This window comes from Paenibacillus sp. FSL E2-0190 (genome assembly GCF_037992965.1).
Classification (GTDB): domain Bacteria; phylum Bacillota; class Bacilli; order Paenibacillales; family Paenibacillaceae; genus Paenibacillus_AQ; species Paenibacillus_AQ odorifer.
Window position 1 is genome coordinate 4,957,542 of sequence record NZ_CP150306.1, and the last position, 18,512, is coordinate 4,976,053.

Here is an 18,512-nt window from a genome sequence, read left to right on the forward strand (position 1 = left end):
TTCAAGAAAGATTGTTCATGATTTCAAGCGTAAAGCACGTCTCTTATTAAACATACTATATCATTTGACGAACTTTATGACAAACAAACCGAAGTCGTCCTAAATTTCATACTCTTCAAGAAACTTAATGTCAAAGTTACCATCCAAAAATACAGGATGCTCCAACAGTTTCTGATGGAAAGGGATGGTGGTATGAATGCCTTCCACGGCGAATTCAGCCAAGGCGCGCTTCATCTTCGCAACCGCTTCCTGACGTGTAGGAGCCCAGACAATCAGTTTTGCAATCATAGAATCATAGAAAGGGGAAATCGTATATCCTGGGTACGCCGCACTATCTACACGAACGCCAAGGCCTCCTGGTGGCAAATAAAAGCCGATTTTTCCTGGTGAAGGCATGAAATTACGCTCAGGATCTTCAGCATTTATACGGCATTCAATGGACCAGCCATTAATCACGATATCTTCCTGAGTGAATGACAACGGATTGCCTTCTGCTACAGAGATCATTTCCTTAATCAAATCCACACCTGTAACCATTTCTGTTACTGGATGTTCAACCTGAATACGGGTATTCATCTCCATGAAGTAGAACTGTCCATCCGGTCCAAGCAGGAATTCAAGTGTTCCGGCTCCCGAATAATTCACGGCAAGTGCTGCTCGAACTGCTGCATTACCCATTGCTTCCCGAATTTCCGGTGTGAGCACTGAACAAGGTGCCTCTTCAATCAGCTTTTGGCGACGACGCTGCACGGAGCAGTCCCGTTCACCTAAATGCACTACATTGCCATGTTTATCTGCAATAATCTGAATCTCCACATGCTTCATACCTGTTAGGAATTTCTCCAGATATACACCAGCGTTACCAAACGCCTTTTGTGCTTCCTGTTGTGCAGCAGTAATCTGCTTCACCAAAGATTCCTCGTCCTCAGCAATCCGTATTCCCTTACCTCCGCCACCTGCAGTAGCCTTAACGATGATCGGGTAACCAATATCGCGGCCCAGCATGACAGCTTCCTCTACATCGCCTACAAGACCATCTGAGCCCGGGATAATCGGAACTCCAGCCAGTTTCATGGTTTCCTTCGCCACAGCCTTGTCACCCATACGGTTTATGGCATCTGGAGAAGGTCCTATGAAGATAATATTGCAAGATTCACAAATCTCTGCAAAATCCGCATTTTCAGCTAAAAATCCATAGCCAGGATGGATGGCATCACATTCCGTTAAGGTGGCTACACTCATAATATTTGTAAAGTTCAGATAGCTGTCCTTGGCCGGCATCGGACCGATGCAGTAAGCTTCATCAGCCAACCGGACATGCAGTGAATCCCGGTCGGGTTCTGAATAGACCGCGACGGTGGAAATGCCCAGTTCACGGCAGGCCCTAATAATGCGGACCGCGATTTCGCCGCGGTTGGCAATCAACACTTTTTGAATGTTCATGCGTTTCCTCCCAAAGTTTTGCGAAGCTTCCGCTCCTTAAGTAGTCTGCGGTATTTATTCCGGTTTAACCAAGAATAGTGGTTGACCGTATTCTACAAGCTGACCGTTCTCAGCAAGCACAGACACGATTTCACCTTTGATCTCCGCTTCCAGCTCATTCATCAGTTTCATCGCCTCAATAATGCAAACCGTTGATTTTTCACTTACACGGTCTCCAACATTAACAAACGAAGGCGTTTCCGGAGAAGCGGCACTATAAAAGGTCCCCACCATTGGAGACACAATTTTATGTAGTTTGCCTTCTGCAGCTGCTTGTGGCTGCTGCGCTGGAGGAACTTCACCTACTACCGGATAGGATACTTGCGGTACGCTCTGCGGCTGCGGGGCAGGCGTAAAGGGATAGGCAGCATAAGGAGTCGCCTGTACTGCTGTTCCATCAGCTTCAGGGCGATCCGGTTTGCGAATTGCAAGCTTCATTCCTTCGCTTTCGATCTCCAACTCATGTACAGAGGAGGTCTGGTCCAGCAATTTAATCAATTCCTTAATTTCGCTCAACTTGAACATATATCAGTTCACTCCTTCAGCTTTCTCTCGAAGCCACTTCTTAAGCGGACAAGATAACTTTATGTATTATATCACAATCGGTAAAAATGGAAAGAGCCCGGGGCAACCCGAGCTCTTTCGTCATTTTTCTTTTAATTTTACAGCTTATTATTGCTCAGAAACGTATTGTACACTAATTTTATCTTGAGATACACTCAGTTCCTTCATTACGAGATCCACGATGCTAACCGCTTGCTTTACATCCAGTTTGTCGCTGAGAACGACTACTTTGTAGCTGTCTCCAGCTTCTTCCTTTACAATCGCTTCTCCATATTTTTGTTGAAGCTGTTCTTCAATACCGGTAATTTTGGATTCTTTTTCTTCAAGATTAAGAAGTTGTTCTTGAGCGACTGCGTTATCAGCAGGTGTTTTATCCATGTCATTAATCAAAGCAAGCAAGTCTTGTTGGTTCTTAAGATTCTTTTGCTCACGTTCATAAAGGTAGTTAGTGAACATACTGCTCGCCGATACACTTTGAGAAGCTACTTCATCGAGAATTTCTTTGTCATTTTTGGCTGGAGTCTTGGTTGTTGTATTTGCGGCTGTATCTTTAGCAGATGTATCTGTTTTCGCGGCATCTTTAGCAACAGTGTCGGTTGTTGCCTTCTCTGAGTCACTGCTATTTGCGGCAGCTTTACTGCTATCGTCCTTAGCAGCTGTAGTTGTACTTTCGTCCGTTTTAGCAGTAGTAGTGCTATCATCCGTTTTAGCGGTAGCAGCACTGTCATCCGTTTTGGCGGCAGTAGCGCTGTCGTCCGTAGTAGCGGCGCCAGTAGTGCTATCTACAACGCCTTCATCGGCAACAACATCGCCTTGACTAACAACTTCGTTCACAACAACACCTTTGTCGCCAACCGTTGGCAACGCTGCACCTGCTGTGTCTTTCAGGGAATCAACCTGCATTGTGCCAGCCGTGTCTTTTGGAATCGAAGCACCTGAGTCTTCAGTGAATAAATAGTATGCAGAGAGGACCACCATCAAGCTGAGCATAGAAACCAACCATATCGTTTGTCTTTTGCCGTTCATTCCTAATTCCTCCTAAAATTTAATCTAGTGGCTGCTTCGGAAGCACTCACTTATTGACTTTCTCCTGCTATTCTTGTTTGCGTGGTACTACTGAAATGCGCTGGATTGGGACGTTCAAGCCTTTTTCTATAGCCTGCTCGACAAGTCCACGAACAACCTTGTTCTCTGCCCCTTTGGCAACTACCAGTACGCCGCGTACCTGAGGTTTGATCCGCTTCGTCACGATGGGTGTCTCGTCCCCTGATTGCGAGTAGGTTACGATTTCGCCATCCCTCGTATATTGTGTCGTATGACGTTTCCCCCCACTGGCATCCGTCTCTTCACTAAGCTGTTGGGAGTCATTCATATTACGCACCACGACAATTTCTTCTGTAGACTCCACTGTAACCATGATATCGACTGTACCGACGCCAACGATTTTCTCCAAAATTTCCTTCATCCGGTTCTCCATCGCTAGTTCGATGCTGTCGAACGAATTGGTCGTTGTGGTTGGATCACTCTGCACCAGCGCCGTTTGAGAGGACTGATTCACCGGCGGCTCACGCCCTGTATTCTCGTTATCAATCCTCTTCACATTGACGAAGGAATTGAATAGCATGATCGCTGCGCCCAGCAGACCCAGAATGATCAGCCAGCGAAAGGTATGGCTTCTCTTCGGACTGCCGGCCCCACCCCCAGCCCACTGCTCAAGCTTTTTCAGCCAATTGCTCACTCCCATCCCTCCTAAAAATTATAGTTTCTTAGAAACATCAAGCTCATGATTTGACGTTACTAGCCACGCTGCCATCCACCTGAATGACTTTGGGATCCAAATCCCACTTCAGTTCCAGCAGCTTTACAATGGACTCCATTTCACTCGAGGACGCGCTGTCTTCAGCTACAGTTCCGTTCACTGCTTTATTAGGTTCAGCTGATGATGTTGCTTCACTCCCTACGTTATCTGCCGGATTAGCGCCAATTTTAACTTCTACAGATGCTACAGGAGAGATTGTAATGGGTGCTGTAGTCGCTGTGCTGGAAGCTCCGGAAGTACCCGGGGAGTTAGCCGTTGTCTGAGGCATAGAGACCCTTACATTGGAAATGACAGGAACGTCTTCGTTACCAGTGCCGCCAGACTTCCCCATGCCCAGCGTTACGGTGACATTAACCCCGCGTTTGCCGGTCTCACTGATAATCTGCTCTTTCATCTGACCCGCCACCTCTTCGGCAGCGAGCTGCAGACTCTGTTCCTGACGGCCTTGTGCAAGCTTTTGCCCATCTGCCAGAATCTGTTCCAAGGATGGGTCTTCCTTCCCTCCGCCAGTGAACAAACTGCCCTCTTTCTCTTGCTGTCCCATAGCGACACTCAGTTCGGAGATTGCATCACCTTTCAGGAGAGAGACGATAGGGCTGAGCATCGTGAGCAGGATTAGGAGACTTAGCACCAATCTTGCATAACGCTCCATGGATTTGCTTGGGAGCAGCAATTCAACAAATGACGCCAACAGCACAACCAGGATGATCTCCCTCAGCCAACCGCCTAACCAGCTCATGGTTTCCCTCCTAAAGGTTTTGTTGCTTCACCTCATCATTACGGTCAAATTGCCCGCAGTCAGCATGATCGTAACCGCCATAAAAAACATTAAGGAAACAGCAGCCAAAGCAGCGAACACGTATACCATGCTTTTTCCAATCGTCTGGAGACAGACTACAATCGGTGTCTCTCCCAGCGGCTGCATCACAGCGGCGGCTATGTTGTAGATAAGGGCAAGCACCAGGATTTTGATTGCCGGAAAAGCACACAGGAACAATATGATAATGACACCCGATAACCCGATCGCATTCTTCACCAGCAGTGAAGCTGAGATTACTGTGTCTGTGGCATCCGCGAACATTTTGCCGATGACCGGAACAAAATTCCCTGTAATATATTTAGCGGCCCTAATGGTGACCCCATCCGTTACTGAGCTTGTTATCCCTCGAACGGAAATTACACCTAGGAACACAGTTAGCAGTACACCTAACAGTCCAGCACCGATGTTTCGCAGCAGGTTAGCCAGCTGGGTTAGTTTATATTTCTCTGACAATGCGCTGACCAGATGCAGCACTGCCGAGAAGAAAAGAAGCGGAAAAACAAGGGTGTGGATCATGGTGCCAACCGTATGAATCATAAAAACAATTAACGGATGGGTGACAGAGACCGTAACGATATTCCCCATCGAAGCCAGCAGCGCGAACAGCAGTGGAATCATCGCCATCATGAAATCGATCATCCGATCGATAGCATCCTTTGCATAACCAATAGCGATATTGAAGCTGTTCACGGCAATTACCAGCACCACCATATAACAGAGCGTATAAGCGACCTTACTGACCGTTTTTCGCTCAAAAGCGGTTTGCAGCGTCTCCAGAATCATGCTGAGCACACTGATCATCACAATCGTCACGAGCAGCTTTCCGTTGTACAGCACCTCATGCCACATAAAGCCTAGAAGCCCAGATAACACACCCTTCAAGCTGAGCCCCTTATCTCCTGGAAGCAGCATGTCCATTAGCGTAGGTGTGGCCCCGTCCGGGAAAAAACCACCATAATCCTTCATCAGCTGATCCCAGTACGACTCGACTTTATCTTTGGGTAAATTATTCACCTGGCTCTTGACCCACTGGTCTACCGGGGAGGAACTGCCGGATTCTGGTGTTGAGGAAGCTTGCACACTCTGTGCTGTACCTGCAAACCATAGAATGAAAAAGAATGGAAGCAGCAGCAGTATTATTTTTAGTTTTGGAGGACGGAAAACACTGCGCTCTTGCATAATTTCTCCTCCCGATTCGTTGCTCAGCTCTCTTTACGATTGCTTTAAGCAGGCAGTAGTTTCATGACGGTTTCGATAATGATGCTGATGATGGGTACGGCTAGTACCATAATTAGTACTTTGCCGGCGAGTTCTATTTTGGAAGCAATCGATTCCTGACCGGCATCTCGTACAATTTGTGCACCGAACTCCGCGATATAGGAAATGCCGATGATTTTGAAAACAGTCTTCAAATAAATCATTTCCATCCCCGATGACTCAGCCACCCGCTCTAGTGTAGAGAGGATCATTCCGATCTTGCCGATGAGAAACATAAAAATTAGAATTCCTGTTGTAGTAGCAAGAAGGAAGGCGAACATCGGTTTTTGTTCCTTCAGTACGAGAATCAATATGGTCGATATCAGCCCAATCCCAACAACTTGAATAATCTCCATAGCACGCCTATTGAAAAAGAAAGATCGTTTTTATTTCCTGCAGCAACCCGTCCAGCATCCGAATCACCATGAACAGCACGACTACGAACCCGATCACGGTGACCCAATGTGCGAAATCCTCTTTTCCCATCTGTTTGAGCACCGTGTGGATCATGGCGATAATTATGCCAATGCCGGCAATTTGAAAAATCGCATTGACTTCAATATTCATTCCTGGCACCTCGCTAAAAGATCAAAATGACGATCAGTACTCCAAGCAGCAGACCCAGGCTTTTACTTAACTTTTCATATTTGCCTTGATCCTCTCTGGCCACCGACTCCTCCTGCTTCAATTGCTGCAATGCTAACGCGATATGAGTGCTCTGATTCGACCTATCGCTTGTGCCGAGAGTACAGCTGAGCTGGCGAAGAATCTCTCTTTCTGTCCCCTTCATAGCGGTAGACTTCCAATATGCTTCCATCGCCCGCTGGATGGCATCCTGGGCGCTTCTGTCATAGGGAGGACTCATCTCCTCCGCTGTTTTGACAAACAACGATTTCAGCGGGTCCTTCGACTGATTCCCAATCCGCCGCATGGCTTCCGGCAGTGGGGTGAAGCCGTACATGATCTCTGTTTCCAACCGCTGTAATGCTGCTATTAAACCTCTGATATGTCTGGGCCTGTCTGCATATTGACGAGCAAACTGGAGACCTGCAAGCGTACCAGCCACCACAATGAGCACAGCACCGAACAGCTTAAGCATGCAAATCACCGCCTAGTCGATCCCCGGGAGAGATAAGCAGCATTCCTCTTTTCTGGCCATCCAGAATACGAAACGTGAGGCCTGCTTCTGAACGATGGAGTATGACATATCTCTCGAACATCTTTTGTTCCAGCAGTCCTCCAAGACCCGGCCTACGAGCCAACTCTGTTACATCTTTTCCGTGAGCGGAAGCAATGACAGATATTCCGGCATGCAGTGCCTCGGTAACTGCTTCGGCATCTTCAGGACGCCCAATCTCATCCGCGATTAATACCTCTGGCGATAGCGACCGGATCATCATCATCATGCCTTCTGCCTTGGGACACCCATCAAGAACGTCTGTCCGAGGACCCACGTCAAAGGCGGGAACACCACGCCGGCTGCCAGCAATTTCAGACCGTTCGTCAACAATTCCCACCTTCAGCCCCGGTCTAATCCCTTCGCGCTTGCCCAATTCCCCTAAGGAGATTTGTCTTGCAAGATCGCGGAGTAGGGTAGTCTTGCCATGTTGTGGAGGGGAGAGAATCAAGGTGTGCATCATTCGCTGCCGCCCCTTGTCCAGTAAATAAGGCAGCACTCCATCTGCGATTCCAGGTACTTCACGAGCAATACGGACATTAAAGCCAGTGATATCACGAAGATGCTCTACACCTCCGCCACTCAGTACTGTCCGGCCAGCAAGTCCTATCCGATGACCGCCGGGAATCGTAATAAATCCTTTTCTCAGCTCTTCTTCCATCGTATATAGCGAATGGTTGCTGATCAGGTCTAGCAGTCGATGAGTGTCTTCCCGATCCGGCTTGTAAGCTTCTTCAGGCCTCTGCGTCAAACTGCCATTCACTCTTAGAAAGTGATATTTACCAGAGTAGTTAATTTCCAGCGGACGACCTTCACGGACACGAATCTCCTCCACCATTCCTAGCAGCGGAAGGGGAAGGCACTTTAACAGCACTCTTACTTTTTCAGGAAACAATTGCAGCCAATCATCTGCCATACAAAGTACCCCCAAGCTGTCCTCTACTTAATTGCTTTATTCCATATTTATGCTTGTACGCGCCCAATATGCCTATCATCTATCATTTTTTCAAAATCCCGATTAAGAGAAAGGCTACACCGCAGCCCACCCAGCCTAATTTGCTCCACGACAGCTGCTGTGCCATCCCAGTCAGGCCAATAGCTGTCGTCAATATCAATATGGTCGGGCCTACCAAAGCCAGTCCAGAATTGACAGCCAGCGCCTTATCGACCTGATTTAATCTGAGCATTATCAGCGCAGCTATAATCTCTGCACTGCCCGAGAACAACCGCAGAGTTGCCATCCAGCTTACATACTTGTCCAATCTACTCCACTCCTTTTACTAATTCATTCATACCAAAAGAGATCTGAGGCTTGTTTAGCTTTCTATTACTCATGGATATGCGTGGCTTTTTCACTTTAGACAATGAGAAATGACAGATTTGCTGATCAGACTGTGAAAGAATTCATAGTGAGTGGGTTCATAAATAAATATAATCAGTACGATAAAATAATTTTTACGAACGCCTTCATCTGTGGTATCCTTTTTAATTGGAAATATAGTGAGTTTATATTTTCAAAAAAAGGCAAACTAAAAAGACATAAGAAAAAGAGGGGATTTGTGTCATGCACGTACGAAATTACGGGCTACCGCTCAGCATGCGGTCCGTAGTCAGACCAGTAAGAGAAGCGGCAATCATTATTTTTTCAGCTTTTTTAGTCGCCGCAGGGATGAGATTATTTCTAATTCCTCATCAACTGCTAAGCGGCGGGGTAGCAGGGGTGGCTTCAGTCATCGGGTATGTAACTAATCCGAAGTACATCTCAATCATTTATTTTGCGATAAACCTTCCTGTTCTGATCTGGGGATTTATTGCAGTGGGGAAAAAGTACATCTTACTAAGCATGCTTTCCGTTTTAGCTACCACCTGGTTCATGACAATTATTCCTGCGGTAAAAGTGACCAAAGACCCGATTTTGGCTAGTATTTTTGGCGGCGTAATTATTGCTGGCGGGGTTGGATTTTCTCTCCGTGCCGGGGGTTCATCTGGAGGATTTGATATATTAGGCTCGATTATTACACGTAAGCGGGATATTCCTATTGGGAATGTACTCTTCGTAATGGATGGGATCGTTATTCTGAGTTTAGGCTTCTTTAAAAGCTGGGACTCAGCCTTATACGCTATGCTCTGTATTTTTGTGAAAAGCAGAGTGGTTGATATGATTCATATTCGTCACGTTAAGCTAACCTGCTTCATTGTTACCAAGGAACGGGATAAAATGCTGAATCGTCTTAGAGAGCTGCCTCATGGCATCACAGTAGTCAACGCAGAGGGCGGTTACAGTCACGAGGGCAATACAATGCTGATGACCGTAACGACCCGCTATGAGCTGTCAGAGCTGCGTAAGACTATCCTTGAGACGGATCCAAGTTCTTTCGTCAATGTACTTGAGACTGTTGAAATTCTAGGCCGGTTTAGACGTTTAGGATAAATACCCATATAGATGTAAAAAGGAACGCTGCATTCAAACCTGCAGCGTTCCTTTTCATTTATTGCTGATGCCCAAAAAGGAGACCCCGTAGCTAAATAGCTGTAGGATCTCCCTTTTTATTGATTGAACGGCTCTTAACGACGATCCTTAGGACCACCAACAAAGGCCTGCTCAGTTGTATCCAGATTATAAGCGGTGTGAAGCGCCTGAATGATCGATGGCAAATTGCCGGATTCGATTACACAAGAAACCTTAATCTCAGACGTGCTGACCATCTTAATGCTTACGCCCTCTTGGGAGAGCACATCAAACATTTGAGCCGCAACACCAGGATGGCTAACCATACCCGCGCCAACAATAGAAACCTTAACGAGGTTATCCTCGGACGTTACTTCACGGTAAGGTAAAGTTTTATGGATTTCTTTAATGACTTCCTTCGCACGGTCCAGTTCATCAAGTGAAACTGTAAATGAGAAGTCAGCCTGCTCATTCTGCACACCACTTTGTACAATGATATCTACGTTTACGCCTTCTTCAGCCAGCTTGCCGAAGACTTGAGCGAGTACACCCGGTACATCAGGTACTCCTAGAATACTGACACGTGCTACATTCTTATCATAAGCAATCCCACTAACTACGACTCCTTGCTCCATGCTTGCTTCCTCCTTCACAACAGTACCTTCATTATGATTAAAGCTCGATCTAACGACCAGCTTAACTTGATGACGCTTAGCATACTCCACTGCACGCGGATGTAGTACCGCCGCTCCCAGATTGGCAAGCTCTAGCATCTCATCGTATGAGATTTCGTTCAGCTTGCGGGCTGTTTTCACAATGCGTGGATCTGTAGAATAGATACCATCAACGTCGGTATAAATCTCACATACATCTGCTTGAATAGCAGCCGCAAGGGCTACAGCTGTCGTGTCCGATCCTCCGCGGCCCAGGGTAGTGATCTCACCATCCAAAGTCATCCCTTGGAAACCGGCAACGATAACGATCTGTTCGCGTTCCAAAGACGCTACTACACGGTGTGGATCAATATCATTGATACGAGCTCTACCGTGGGTTTCGTCTGTACGGAACCCGGCCTGCCATCCTGTATAAGATACTGCATTCCGCCCGATCCCATGAAGAGCTATGGACAAAAGAGCAACGGAAATCTGCTCTCCTGTTGTCATCAGCATATCCATTTCACGTGCAGGCGGCTGCCCGTTTAATTGCCTCGCCGTATCGATCAAATCATCTGTTGTATCCCCCATAGCAGATACAACTACAACGCAGCGATGTCCCTCATCCTGCTTGTCTGCGATGCGCTTGGCAACACGTTGCATGCGTTCTGTGTCGCCGACGGAGCTGCCTCCGAATTTCATAACATAAAGTGACAAAGTCCCACTCACTCCCCATATCGGTCTATGTAGTTGCTTCTAATCGGTTTCCCGCTTTAAACCAGTATAATACGAAAATAGCGTAATGCGTTAATGATTTCATTAAAAAATTATTGATTTTCCAGAAGCTAACAAAAAGATAAGGTCAGCTTCAAGACACTAGCTGACCTCATTTCACTCGTCTTCCAGTTTTTTATTGAGAAGCTGGTCGATAAGTCAAGGCCATCACTCCAGAACTGAATCTTTTGGAGTCCACTAGCTCCAACGTCTTCTCTTCACCAACGTTTTCGAACAGGCGCTGACCGCTACCCAGCAGAATCGGGAAGACCAGAAGCTGATATTCATCGACAAGGCCAAGCTGCATCAGGCTCTGCGCAAGCGTACGACTGCCAAAAACGAGAATATCTCTCCCCGGCTGCTCCTTCAGCTTGGACACCTCCTGAGCAAGATCGCCCTTGATCAAGCTTGAATTGCTCCATGTTGTTTGTTCGAGAGTTGTGGAGACTACGTACTTGGCGTATCCATTCATCATTTCACCGTACTCACCTGTCTGCTCAACCATATTTGGCCAAGCCTCTGCAAAACCTTCGTAGGTTGTCCGTCCTAACATTAGAGCGTCAGCAGCTTTCAGTTCAGCAAACTTGAAATGCTCCTGTTCTTCACTTCCGAAAGAGAAGGTCCATTGTGGATTTTCCATAACACCATCAAGGGATATGAACTCAGATATAATTAATTTTCTCATATGCGTCTCCTTCTAATCCTTTAATTCGTAAGTATAACATTCCACACCCATACTGTTCCTCATGCATCCTCGTTTATATACCAAAAACCCCCCACCGTAATAACGGGGGAGGCTGATTGGTTATAAGTTCGGCAAGTATGATGCTTCCTACGCGCGGGAGATATATTTACCTTCGCGAGTATCAATAAGCAGCACATCTCCTTCATTGATGAACAGAGGAACTTGTACAGAATGACCTGTTTCAAGCTTGGCCGATTTAGTAGCGCCTTGAGCAGTATTACCCTTCACACCTGGCTCAGTTTCAACAACCTTCAGCTCTACGCTGGTAGGCAGGTTAATCCCAAGGATTTCACCTTGGTAACTGATGATGTTTACAGTCATGTTCTCTTTAAGGAAGTTCAATTCCCATTCAAGCTGCTTGCTGGACAATTCGAATTGGTCATAAGTTTCGTTGTCCATGAAAGCATGCTCCGATCCGCTTGCATACAAATATTGCACGCCACGGTTCTCAATAATAGCACGGCCAATAGTTTCACCAGCACGGAAAGTACGCTCAACAGTGTTACCATTGCGCAGGTTTTTCAGCTTAGAGCGAACGAACGCTGCACCTTTACCTGGTTTAACGTGCTGGAAATCAAGAACGGTAAAAATATCACCGTCCACCTCTACGGTCAAGCCTGTCTTAAAATCGTTTACTGAAATCACTAAAAATCCCTCCTGAATTCGATAATTAAACTACTACTTTTCTTACTTACAGTACTGTATATTCTTTGGACGAATGGGTCAGCAGCGATATTCCGCTCTCGGTGATCACAATATCGTCTTCAATACGTACTCCGCCAATCCCCGGCAAATAGATACCTGGTTCTACAGTAACGACCATTCCCGGCTGCATGATATCGTCACTCAGCTTGGACAAACGCGGCCATTCATGAACTTCCATTCCAAGTCCATGACCCGTGCTATGTCCAAATTGATCACCATATCCGTAGCTAGCGATGATATCACGTGCCAGTGCATCACATTCCCGTCCAGTCATACCCGGTTTGATATGTGCCAACGTATGTAGCTGAGCTTCCAGCACAATATCATAGATTTCTTTCAGCTTCGGATCTGGAGCTCCGAGTGCAATGGTACGAGTCACATCTGAGCAGTATCCATCGAGTAATGCGCCGAAATCAAGCGTAATAAATTCATTACCTTGAATTACACGGCTGCTTGCTACGCCATGCGGCATGGACGAACGTTCACCTGAAGCAACAATCGTATCAAACGATGACGCAGTTGCCCCGTGGGTACGCATATAGAATTCCATTTCCAAATCGACGTCTCTTTCAGTCATGCCTGGTTTGATCACATTCAGAATATGATTGAATGTAGCATCAGCCAGATCAGCTGCACGTTGCATAACAGCAAGCTCTTCAGCATCCTTGAACATACGGAGGTCTTCCACGGCTTTGGAAACTGGAACTAACACTGCCGGCTTAAGGGCTTCCGCATATGAGGTATAAGCGCTGAATGAGACATCATCCTGTTCGAAACCAACACGTACCTCACTGCCTGTTGGCAGCAACTCGCGTACTGTATCAATAAATTTAGGACCATGCTCTACAACCTTAACTCCTACCGCTTGATCCGCAGCCTGTGTCATGTACCTGAAGTCAGTTAGCAGATAACAATCATCGCTTGTCACCAATACATAACCGGACGATCCGGTAAATCCACTTAAATAGCGGCGGTTATAACCGCTGGTTATCAACATTGCTTCCAATCCTTTATCCTGCAAAACCTTACGCAGCTTGGAGACGCGCTCGTTACCCATTTTCATTCTCCTCTCGAAATAGCCACATTGTATTTTAACATAGGGATATCCCCTTGAGAAGTTTTTTCGAGCCGTTAGGCAAGTGCAGTCGCTTGCTCACGCTTTCGTTCGTCGGTATACTCAATCGCCGCTGTGTATCCAATGAACATCCCCCAAAGTAAAAAAAGGCAGAACTCACTAATCACAGTGTTCCACGGCAGCTTAAAAGGCGGCTGCATAAGAAACATTTGCGAGCCGGGAATAAATATAACTACCCACCACAAAACACCATAAACCAATCCTGGCCAAGGTCCCTTCAGCTTGCGCAGAATAAGCACGTATAGCAGTGAGGCTATCACTGAAAATAAGATGAAAAACAAATAACCCACGAGATGTCCATACATTGTTGTCAGAAAAGTATGTTTAAAAAACGGCTCTGCTAAATAACCAGGACTAACCTTGGTAAAGCTGAACCAGTAGATTAACCAGTGCAGCCCTCCCCAAATCAAACCTGCGAAAAAACCTAATTCGAGCGCAAAAAACCAAATATTAGTATGATCTGATTGTTGTTGATGTGATTTGCTCATAGAATTGCCTCTCTTTCCGTATTTTTAATACCGATTTGTCTCTCCTTGTCCATATAAGGTAGTATGTGCAGCAAAAGGCGATCCAACTAGTAATGTCTTCAAAAATTAGTTACAATGTATTATATAAATCATATTAATTACGGGAAGGTGAATTGGTTGTCCCAGGAAACTCCCAGCTATGGCGGCCAAGCCGTCATTGAAGGCGTCATGTTCGGCGGCAAGCATATTAATGTAACAGCCGTGCGACGAAAGAATCAGGAGATTACATTTTTGGAGGTGCCAAGAAGCGATAAGAGCTGGGTCACTAAACTGCGCAAGATTCCGCTGCTTCGCGGCCTTGTCAGTATTATAGATGCCAGCGCCAAAGGCTCTAAGCACTTGAACTATTCGGCTGAATCCTATGCCGAAGATGAATTGGAACCCGAAGAACTGGCGAAAGAGAAAGCTAAGCCGAAGAAAAAGGACGAAGGCTGGAGCCTCGGAATGATTTTTGGCGTTGCTGTAATGGGTATTCTCTCCTTCTTATTCGGAAAGCTCATTTTTACGCTTGTACCAGTATTTGTCGAAGATTTTTTATTCAAGAATGCATTTGATAACTATGTACTGCACAACCTCATAGAAGGCGGCATTAAAATGGTTCTCTTGCTGGTCTATTTATGGGCGATTTCGCAAACACCTGTGATCAAGCGGCTATTCCAGTATCACGGTGCGGAACACAAAGTCATCAGCGCCTTTGAAGCAGGCGAAGAGCTGACTGTCCAGAACGTTCAGAAATACAGCCGTCTGCATTACCGCTGCGGAAGCAGTTTTATGATGCTGACGATTATCCTCGGCGTTATTATTTACTCCGTAGTACCCTGGGATAATCTTTGGGAACGTGTGATCCAACGGATTATTCTGCTGCCTGTCGTAATCGGTGTTTCGTTTGAGGTTCTGAAGGGTACCAACGCAGTAAGAGAAATTCCAGGTCTCAAATACTTGGGATACCCTGGACTATGGCTGCAGCTGCTCACTACCAAAGAACCAAAGGATGATCAGGTAGAAGTATCCATCGCCTCTTTCAATCGTATGCGTGAGCTTGATGCAGAGATTGAAGCCAGAGGATATACGGAGGCAAGTGTGTCAGGCGGCATATTGGATCCTGCGAAAGGATGAGTGTCCTATGATCAGGCATGCTTTAATTTTTTGGATTTCAGTAATTCTTGCAATATTCGGTTTTGTGATTGGAGTCTTGACTGAGCCTTTCTATACGCTGTCGAAGCTGATTCTCCCCTTAGTACTGTTAGCGATTATCTATTATGCTTACAAAATGGGACCAGGGAAATACGCTCGCAGCAGTAATGGATCTAGAATCAAAGTCAAACCTTCGCAGAAAACCATGACCAAGGTTGCTGGGATTCGCAAGACTCAAGCAGTACCAGGCAAACGTAAAAGTTATCCCTTCCAAGTCATCGAAGGAAATAAAGGGAAAAACGATGATCAGCTTCCGAAGTACCATTAACTAAATAAAAACAAACACCAAAAAGCATCTCCACGTTTCAAAATAACGTGCGGGATGCTTTTTTTCTGATATTATAAAGCTTGCTTGTTATCTGGGGCGCCACTCCTTAAAGAAGTCTTCCCCTGCCTTCAGTCCGGCGGCATACAATTCGTCGCTTTGCATCTTCGTAATATTAAATTGGGTCGTGCCGATACCAAGCGTTGGGATGGTTACTGTGCGGACATATTTATCATCTTCAATATATTTCTCATCATGAGCAGACAGCATGGTGCTTACCATAGCTTGCAGCATACTGAACGGTCCCCTAATCCTGTGGGGCTGCGGGTCGGTTTTACCTACTGTTTGATACCCTACCGTAGGGATTCTTTTCCCCGTCACTTTACTATTCTCATTCATCCCGTCAAATAGCCATAAAGGAAAATTGCTTAATAATCCTCCATCCACAACGTATACAAATTGCTCAATAAAAGACTTCCCTCTAGCAGACTGTCCATTTAACCTGAGCATCACTGGATCAAAAAAATAAGGAATACTGCAGCTCATACGCACAGCCTTGGCCACCTCAAAATGTTCAGGAGAGATTCCATACTGTTCCAATCCATCTGGTAAGACCAATATCCGGCCATTGGTAATGTCAGAAGCAATTATAGATAGTTTGCCTGGAGGCAGATCACGAAAAGTGATAATTCCCTTTTTTAGCAAAAGCGATCTCATCCACGATTCCAAGGCTTCACCCGAATACAATCCCTTCTTCAATAACACTCGCAGTGCAGGACCTACCCAAGCCGTATTATAGATGGGAGCTCGCTTCATAAACGATGAAAAAGAAGTTCCTTGGATCATCCGACTCATTTCCTCACCTTCATAACCCGCAGCCAGTAAAGTCGCTACAATTGCGCCTGAGGAGGTTCCAGCGACCTTTTTAAAGGTTCGCCCCGCCCTTTCCGTGGCTTCAACTGCTCCAGCGAGAGAAATCCCTTTTACTCCCCCTCCTTCAAACACAGCGTTAATCTCCATACACAAAAATCCCCCGCTTCCCATAGATTCTATTGCTTATCTATGAGCACGGGGGAGCATTCATGACTCCTTATCTAGAACAGTTATCTTATTTAGACTGAAAATAAAAGGTCAGCAAATTTGATAATCCAAACGGATTGCGGACTACAATGTCATTTGCTCTGAACATAATACTGCCTGCAACCTCTTTATATTTCTCATTATATTTAAGCTGGTTGATGATTTGGTCGCCACTTTGCCATTCTGCTTTCTGGTCACTTGCTCCAACCTTATAAGCAGCTTGCCCAATATAGAGCTTAACATTCGTATTCTCTACCTCTTTAACCCACCAATCTACTAGCTTATCGTAACGGGCAGTACTAAAGGACAGACTCCAATAAATTTGCGGTGCGACATAGTCAATCCAGCCTTGCTTGATCCATGTCCGAACATCGGCGTACATATCGTCATAAGCGGTAACTCCAGCTGTGGTATCCGAACCTGTGCTGTCTTTTTTGATATTACGCCATACACCAAACGGACTAATTCCATAAGAAACCTTCGGTTTCACCTTATGAATCTGTTCTCCCAATTGACGGACGAATTCATTAATATTATCGCGGCGCCAATCCGCCTTAGAAGACAGGTTCTTCGTGTTATAAGTCTTATAAGCAGTATCATCGGCAAAAGATACACCTGAAGGATAGAAATAATCATCCAAATGGACACCATCTACATCATAGCCTTTGACGACCTCCAACACTGTATCGATAATGTGCTGGCGGGCTGCTGGGATCCCTGGATTGATGTATTTTTTACCTCCTGCGTCTACAATCCATTCCGGATTTGACTTAGCCACATGATTACTTGCTAATGCGGATGTAGAAGCATCCGTTGTCGCGCGGAATGGGTTGAACCATGCATGGAACTGCATACCGCGTGAATGTGCAGCGCTGACCATATAGCTCAACGGGTCATAACCCGGATTTTTTCCTTGTGTGCCGGTCAGCACCTTAGACCAAGGAACTAGAACAGAAGGGTACAGGCTGTCTGCTGAGGTTCTAACCTGTACAAAAACAGCATTAAAACCAACAGCTTTTAGCTTGTCCAGCAGATTATCAAATTCTTGTTTTTGTTTCGCTTCGTTACCTGCAGAAGCTACTGAAGGCCAGTCCAGATTAAATACTGTAGAGATCCAGGCTCCCTTCATCTCCTTGTTAGCCGACGCACCAGGAATACTTGGAACTGTTGGCGAGGTCGGTTTTGGAGTCGCTGTAGGGGTTGGGGTCGGCGTAACGACTGGAGTCGCTGTAGGTACTGCTGGTGTTTCCGGATCAGCAGCCTGCGGCGGCTCTGTATTAGAGTACAAAGAAATATGTTTGGTAGCCTGATCCCACATAACCTGTAACCCCAATTGCTCACTTACAAAACGAAGCGGCACCATAACCCGTCCCTGCTTAATCTGTACTGAGGTGTCGAGGGCTACAGAAGCATTATTAACTAATGCACTTTTCTGGCCACTGGTCAGCTTGATCTCTGTATCTCCTTGCGTGATTGTTACTGTCTTACTGCTTTGATTCCAAACTACTCCAGCATTCAACCCTTTACTAATGACGCTAATTGGCACCATCGTTACATTCGAAGCTGTGATATACGGCGGCACATCGCTTGCCAGCGCCTCGCCATCCAGTTCAATGGTAATCTGCACAGCTGCCGCACGTGCCCCAGGAGACCATAAAGGCAGAAACAATACTAATACTAGCAATCCCAACATCCATTTACGATAATTCATAATTCCTCCCCAAATCTAAATAATATGTATCCTATAAAAAAAGAAAAAACGGATCAATCCTCCAAGTGGATGTACCGATTCCACCCTTCAAAAGAGCGGTATCAGTCTCAGCCAGAAAAAGGACTTATCCGTTTTGACGCTAAAAACTGGGAAAG

Annotated in this window: 21 protein-coding genes; 3 read left to right on the forward strand and 18 right to left on the reverse strand. The window is 46.0% G+C overall.

All coding sequences use genetic code 11. The features are described 5' to 3' along the window. Positions 1-99: 99 nt before the first annotated feature. From accC to NST25_RS22000, 11 genes are all read right to left on the reverse strand, one after another. Positions 100-1,443, reverse strand: a complete 1,344-nt coding sequence (gene accC, locus NST25_RS21950; protein WP_076129648.1) for an acetyl-CoA carboxylase biotin carboxylase subunit — start codon at positions 1,441-1,443, stop codon at positions 100-102. A 54-nt stretch (positions 1,444-1,497) separates the two neighbouring features. Further along, a complete protein-coding gene (accB, locus tag NST25_RS21955; RefSeq protein WP_076098642.1) occupies positions 1,498-2,007 on the reverse strand; it encodes an acetyl-CoA carboxylase biotin carboxyl carrier protein in 510 nt (169 codons plus the stop codon). A 147-nt stretch (positions 2,008-2,154) separates the two neighbouring features. Then, complete coding sequence (locus tag NST25_RS21960) at positions 2,155-3,072, reverse strand: SpoIIIAH-like family protein (RefSeq protein ID WP_076129647.1); 918 nt, start codon at positions 3,070-3,072, stop codon at positions 2,155-2,157. A 67-nt stretch (positions 3,073-3,139) separates the two neighbouring features. Continuing rightward, a complete protein-coding gene (gene spoIIIAG, locus NST25_RS21965) occupies positions 3,140-3,784 on the reverse strand; it encodes a stage III sporulation protein AG (RefSeq protein WP_175617305.1) in 645 nt (214 codons plus the stop codon). A 43-nt stretch (positions 3,785-3,827) separates the two neighbouring features. Further along, positions 3,828-4,604 (reverse strand): stage III sporulation protein AF, encoded by a 777-nt coding sequence (spoIIIAF, locus tag NST25_RS21970; RefSeq protein ID WP_340392482.1) that lies wholly within the window; start codon positions 4,602-4,604, stop codon positions 3,828-3,830. A gap of 27 nt (positions 4,605-4,631) precedes the next feature. Beyond that, entirely contained in the window at positions 4,632-5,864 is a 1,233-nt protein-coding gene (spoIIIAE, locus tag NST25_RS21975) for a stage III sporulation protein AE (RefSeq protein WP_036682845.1), read from the reverse strand. Positions 5,865-5,908: 44 nt separating this feature from the next. Further along, positions 5,909-6,298, reverse strand: a complete 390-nt coding sequence (gene spoIIIAD, locus NST25_RS21980) for a stage III sporulation protein AD (protein WP_036682847.1) — start codon at positions 6,296-6,298, stop codon at positions 5,909-5,911. A 7-nt stretch (positions 6,299-6,305) separates the two neighbouring features. Beyond that, positions 6,306-6,509, reverse strand: a complete 204-nt coding sequence (gene spoIIIAC, locus NST25_RS21985) for a stage III sporulation protein AC (protein WP_036682849.1) — start codon at positions 6,507-6,509, stop codon at positions 6,306-6,308. 13 nt (positions 6,510-6,522) lie between these two features. Beyond that, positions 6,523-7,041 carry a stage III sporulation protein SpoIIIAB gene (gene spoIIIAB, locus NST25_RS21990; RefSeq protein ID WP_076104383.1) on the reverse strand — a complete coding sequence of 173 codons (519 nt, stop codon included), beginning with the start codon at positions 7,039-7,041 and terminating at the stop codon, positions 6,523-6,525. Next, positions 7,034-8,035, reverse strand: a complete 1,002-nt coding sequence (gene spoIIIAA / locus NST25_RS21995) for a stage III sporulation protein AA (RefSeq protein ID WP_076303984.1) — start codon at positions 8,033-8,035, stop codon at positions 7,034-7,036. Before spoIIIAA ends, spoIIIAB begins: the two co-directional genes overlap by 8 nt. Positions 8,036-8,117: 82 nt before the next feature. After that, entirely contained in the window at positions 8,118-8,360 is a 243-nt protein-coding gene (locus tag NST25_RS22000; RefSeq protein ID WP_036683194.1) for a YqhV family protein, read from the reverse strand. A 323-nt stretch (positions 8,361-8,683) separates the two neighbouring features. Here NST25_RS22000 and NST25_RS22005 point away from each other — a divergent pair, with 323 nt between their 5' ends. Continuing rightward, positions 8,684-9,550, forward strand: coding sequence for a YitT family protein (locus NST25_RS22005; protein WP_081382367.1), 867 nt, complete (start codon positions 8,684-8,686; stop codon positions 9,548-9,550). Positions 9,551-9,684: 134 nt separating this feature from the next. Here NST25_RS22005 and NST25_RS22010 read toward each other — a convergent pair whose 3' ends face one another. The 5 genes from NST25_RS22010 to NST25_RS22030 form a co-directional block, all read right to left on the reverse strand. Continuing rightward, positions 9,685-10,938, reverse strand: coding sequence for an aspartate kinase (locus NST25_RS22010; protein WP_076129643.1), 1,254 nt, complete (start codon positions 10,936-10,938; stop codon positions 9,685-9,687). A gap of 193 nt (positions 10,939-11,131) precedes the next feature. Beyond that, positions 11,132-11,680 carry a dihydrofolate reductase family protein gene (locus NST25_RS22015; protein WP_076129642.1) on the reverse strand — a complete coding sequence of 183 codons (549 nt, stop codon included), beginning with the start codon at positions 11,678-11,680 and terminating at the stop codon, positions 11,132-11,134. A 147-nt stretch (positions 11,681-11,827) separates the two neighbouring features. Next, positions 11,828-12,385: an elongation factor P gene (efp, locus tag NST25_RS22020; RefSeq protein WP_038572538.1), complete on the reverse strand. Its 558-nt coding sequence runs from the start codon at positions 12,383-12,385 to the stop codon at positions 11,828-11,830. Positions 12,386-12,431: 46 nt separating this feature from the next. Beyond that, positions 12,432-13,502: a Xaa-Pro peptidase family protein gene (locus NST25_RS22025; protein WP_036682862.1), complete on the reverse strand. Its 1,071-nt coding sequence runs from the start codon at positions 13,500-13,502 to the stop codon at positions 12,432-12,434. Between the two features lie 74 nt (positions 13,503-13,576). Then, positions 13,577-14,068, reverse strand: a complete 492-nt coding sequence (locus NST25_RS22030) for a YqhR family membrane protein (RefSeq protein ID WP_036682865.1) — start codon at positions 14,066-14,068, stop codon at positions 13,577-13,579. A 156-nt stretch (positions 14,069-14,224) separates the two neighbouring features. On the opposite strand from NST25_RS22030, the gene NST25_RS22035 reads away from it, so the two are divergent. Together NST25_RS22035 and NST25_RS22040 are read left to right on the forward strand one after the other, a co-directional pair. Then, positions 14,225-15,223 (forward strand): DUF1385 domain-containing protein, encoded by a 999-nt coding sequence (locus tag NST25_RS22035; protein ID WP_036682868.1) that lies wholly within the window; start codon positions 14,225-14,227, stop codon positions 15,221-15,223. A gap of 7 nt (positions 15,224-15,230) precedes the next feature. Beyond that, positions 15,231-15,569: a hypothetical protein gene (locus tag NST25_RS22040; protein WP_076129641.1), complete on the forward strand. Its 339-nt coding sequence runs from the start codon at positions 15,231-15,233 to the stop codon at positions 15,567-15,569. A gap of 87 nt (positions 15,570-15,656) precedes the next feature. Here the strand turns inward: NST25_RS22040 and NST25_RS22045 are convergent, their stop codons facing one another. Next, the gene (locus NST25_RS22045) at positions 15,657-16,586 is read right to left on the reverse strand and encodes a patatin-like phospholipase family protein (RefSeq protein ID WP_076129640.1); all 930 of its coding nucleotides are present in this window, start codon (positions 16,584-16,586) and stop codon (positions 15,657-15,659) included. An 88-nt stretch (positions 16,587-16,674) separates the two neighbouring features. Further along, positions 16,675-18,357, reverse strand: a complete 1,683-nt coding sequence (locus NST25_RS22050) for a family 10 glycosylhydrolase (protein ID WP_340392485.1) — start codon at positions 18,355-18,357, stop codon at positions 16,675-16,677. Between the last annotated feature and the right edge of the window lie 155 nt (positions 18,358-18,512).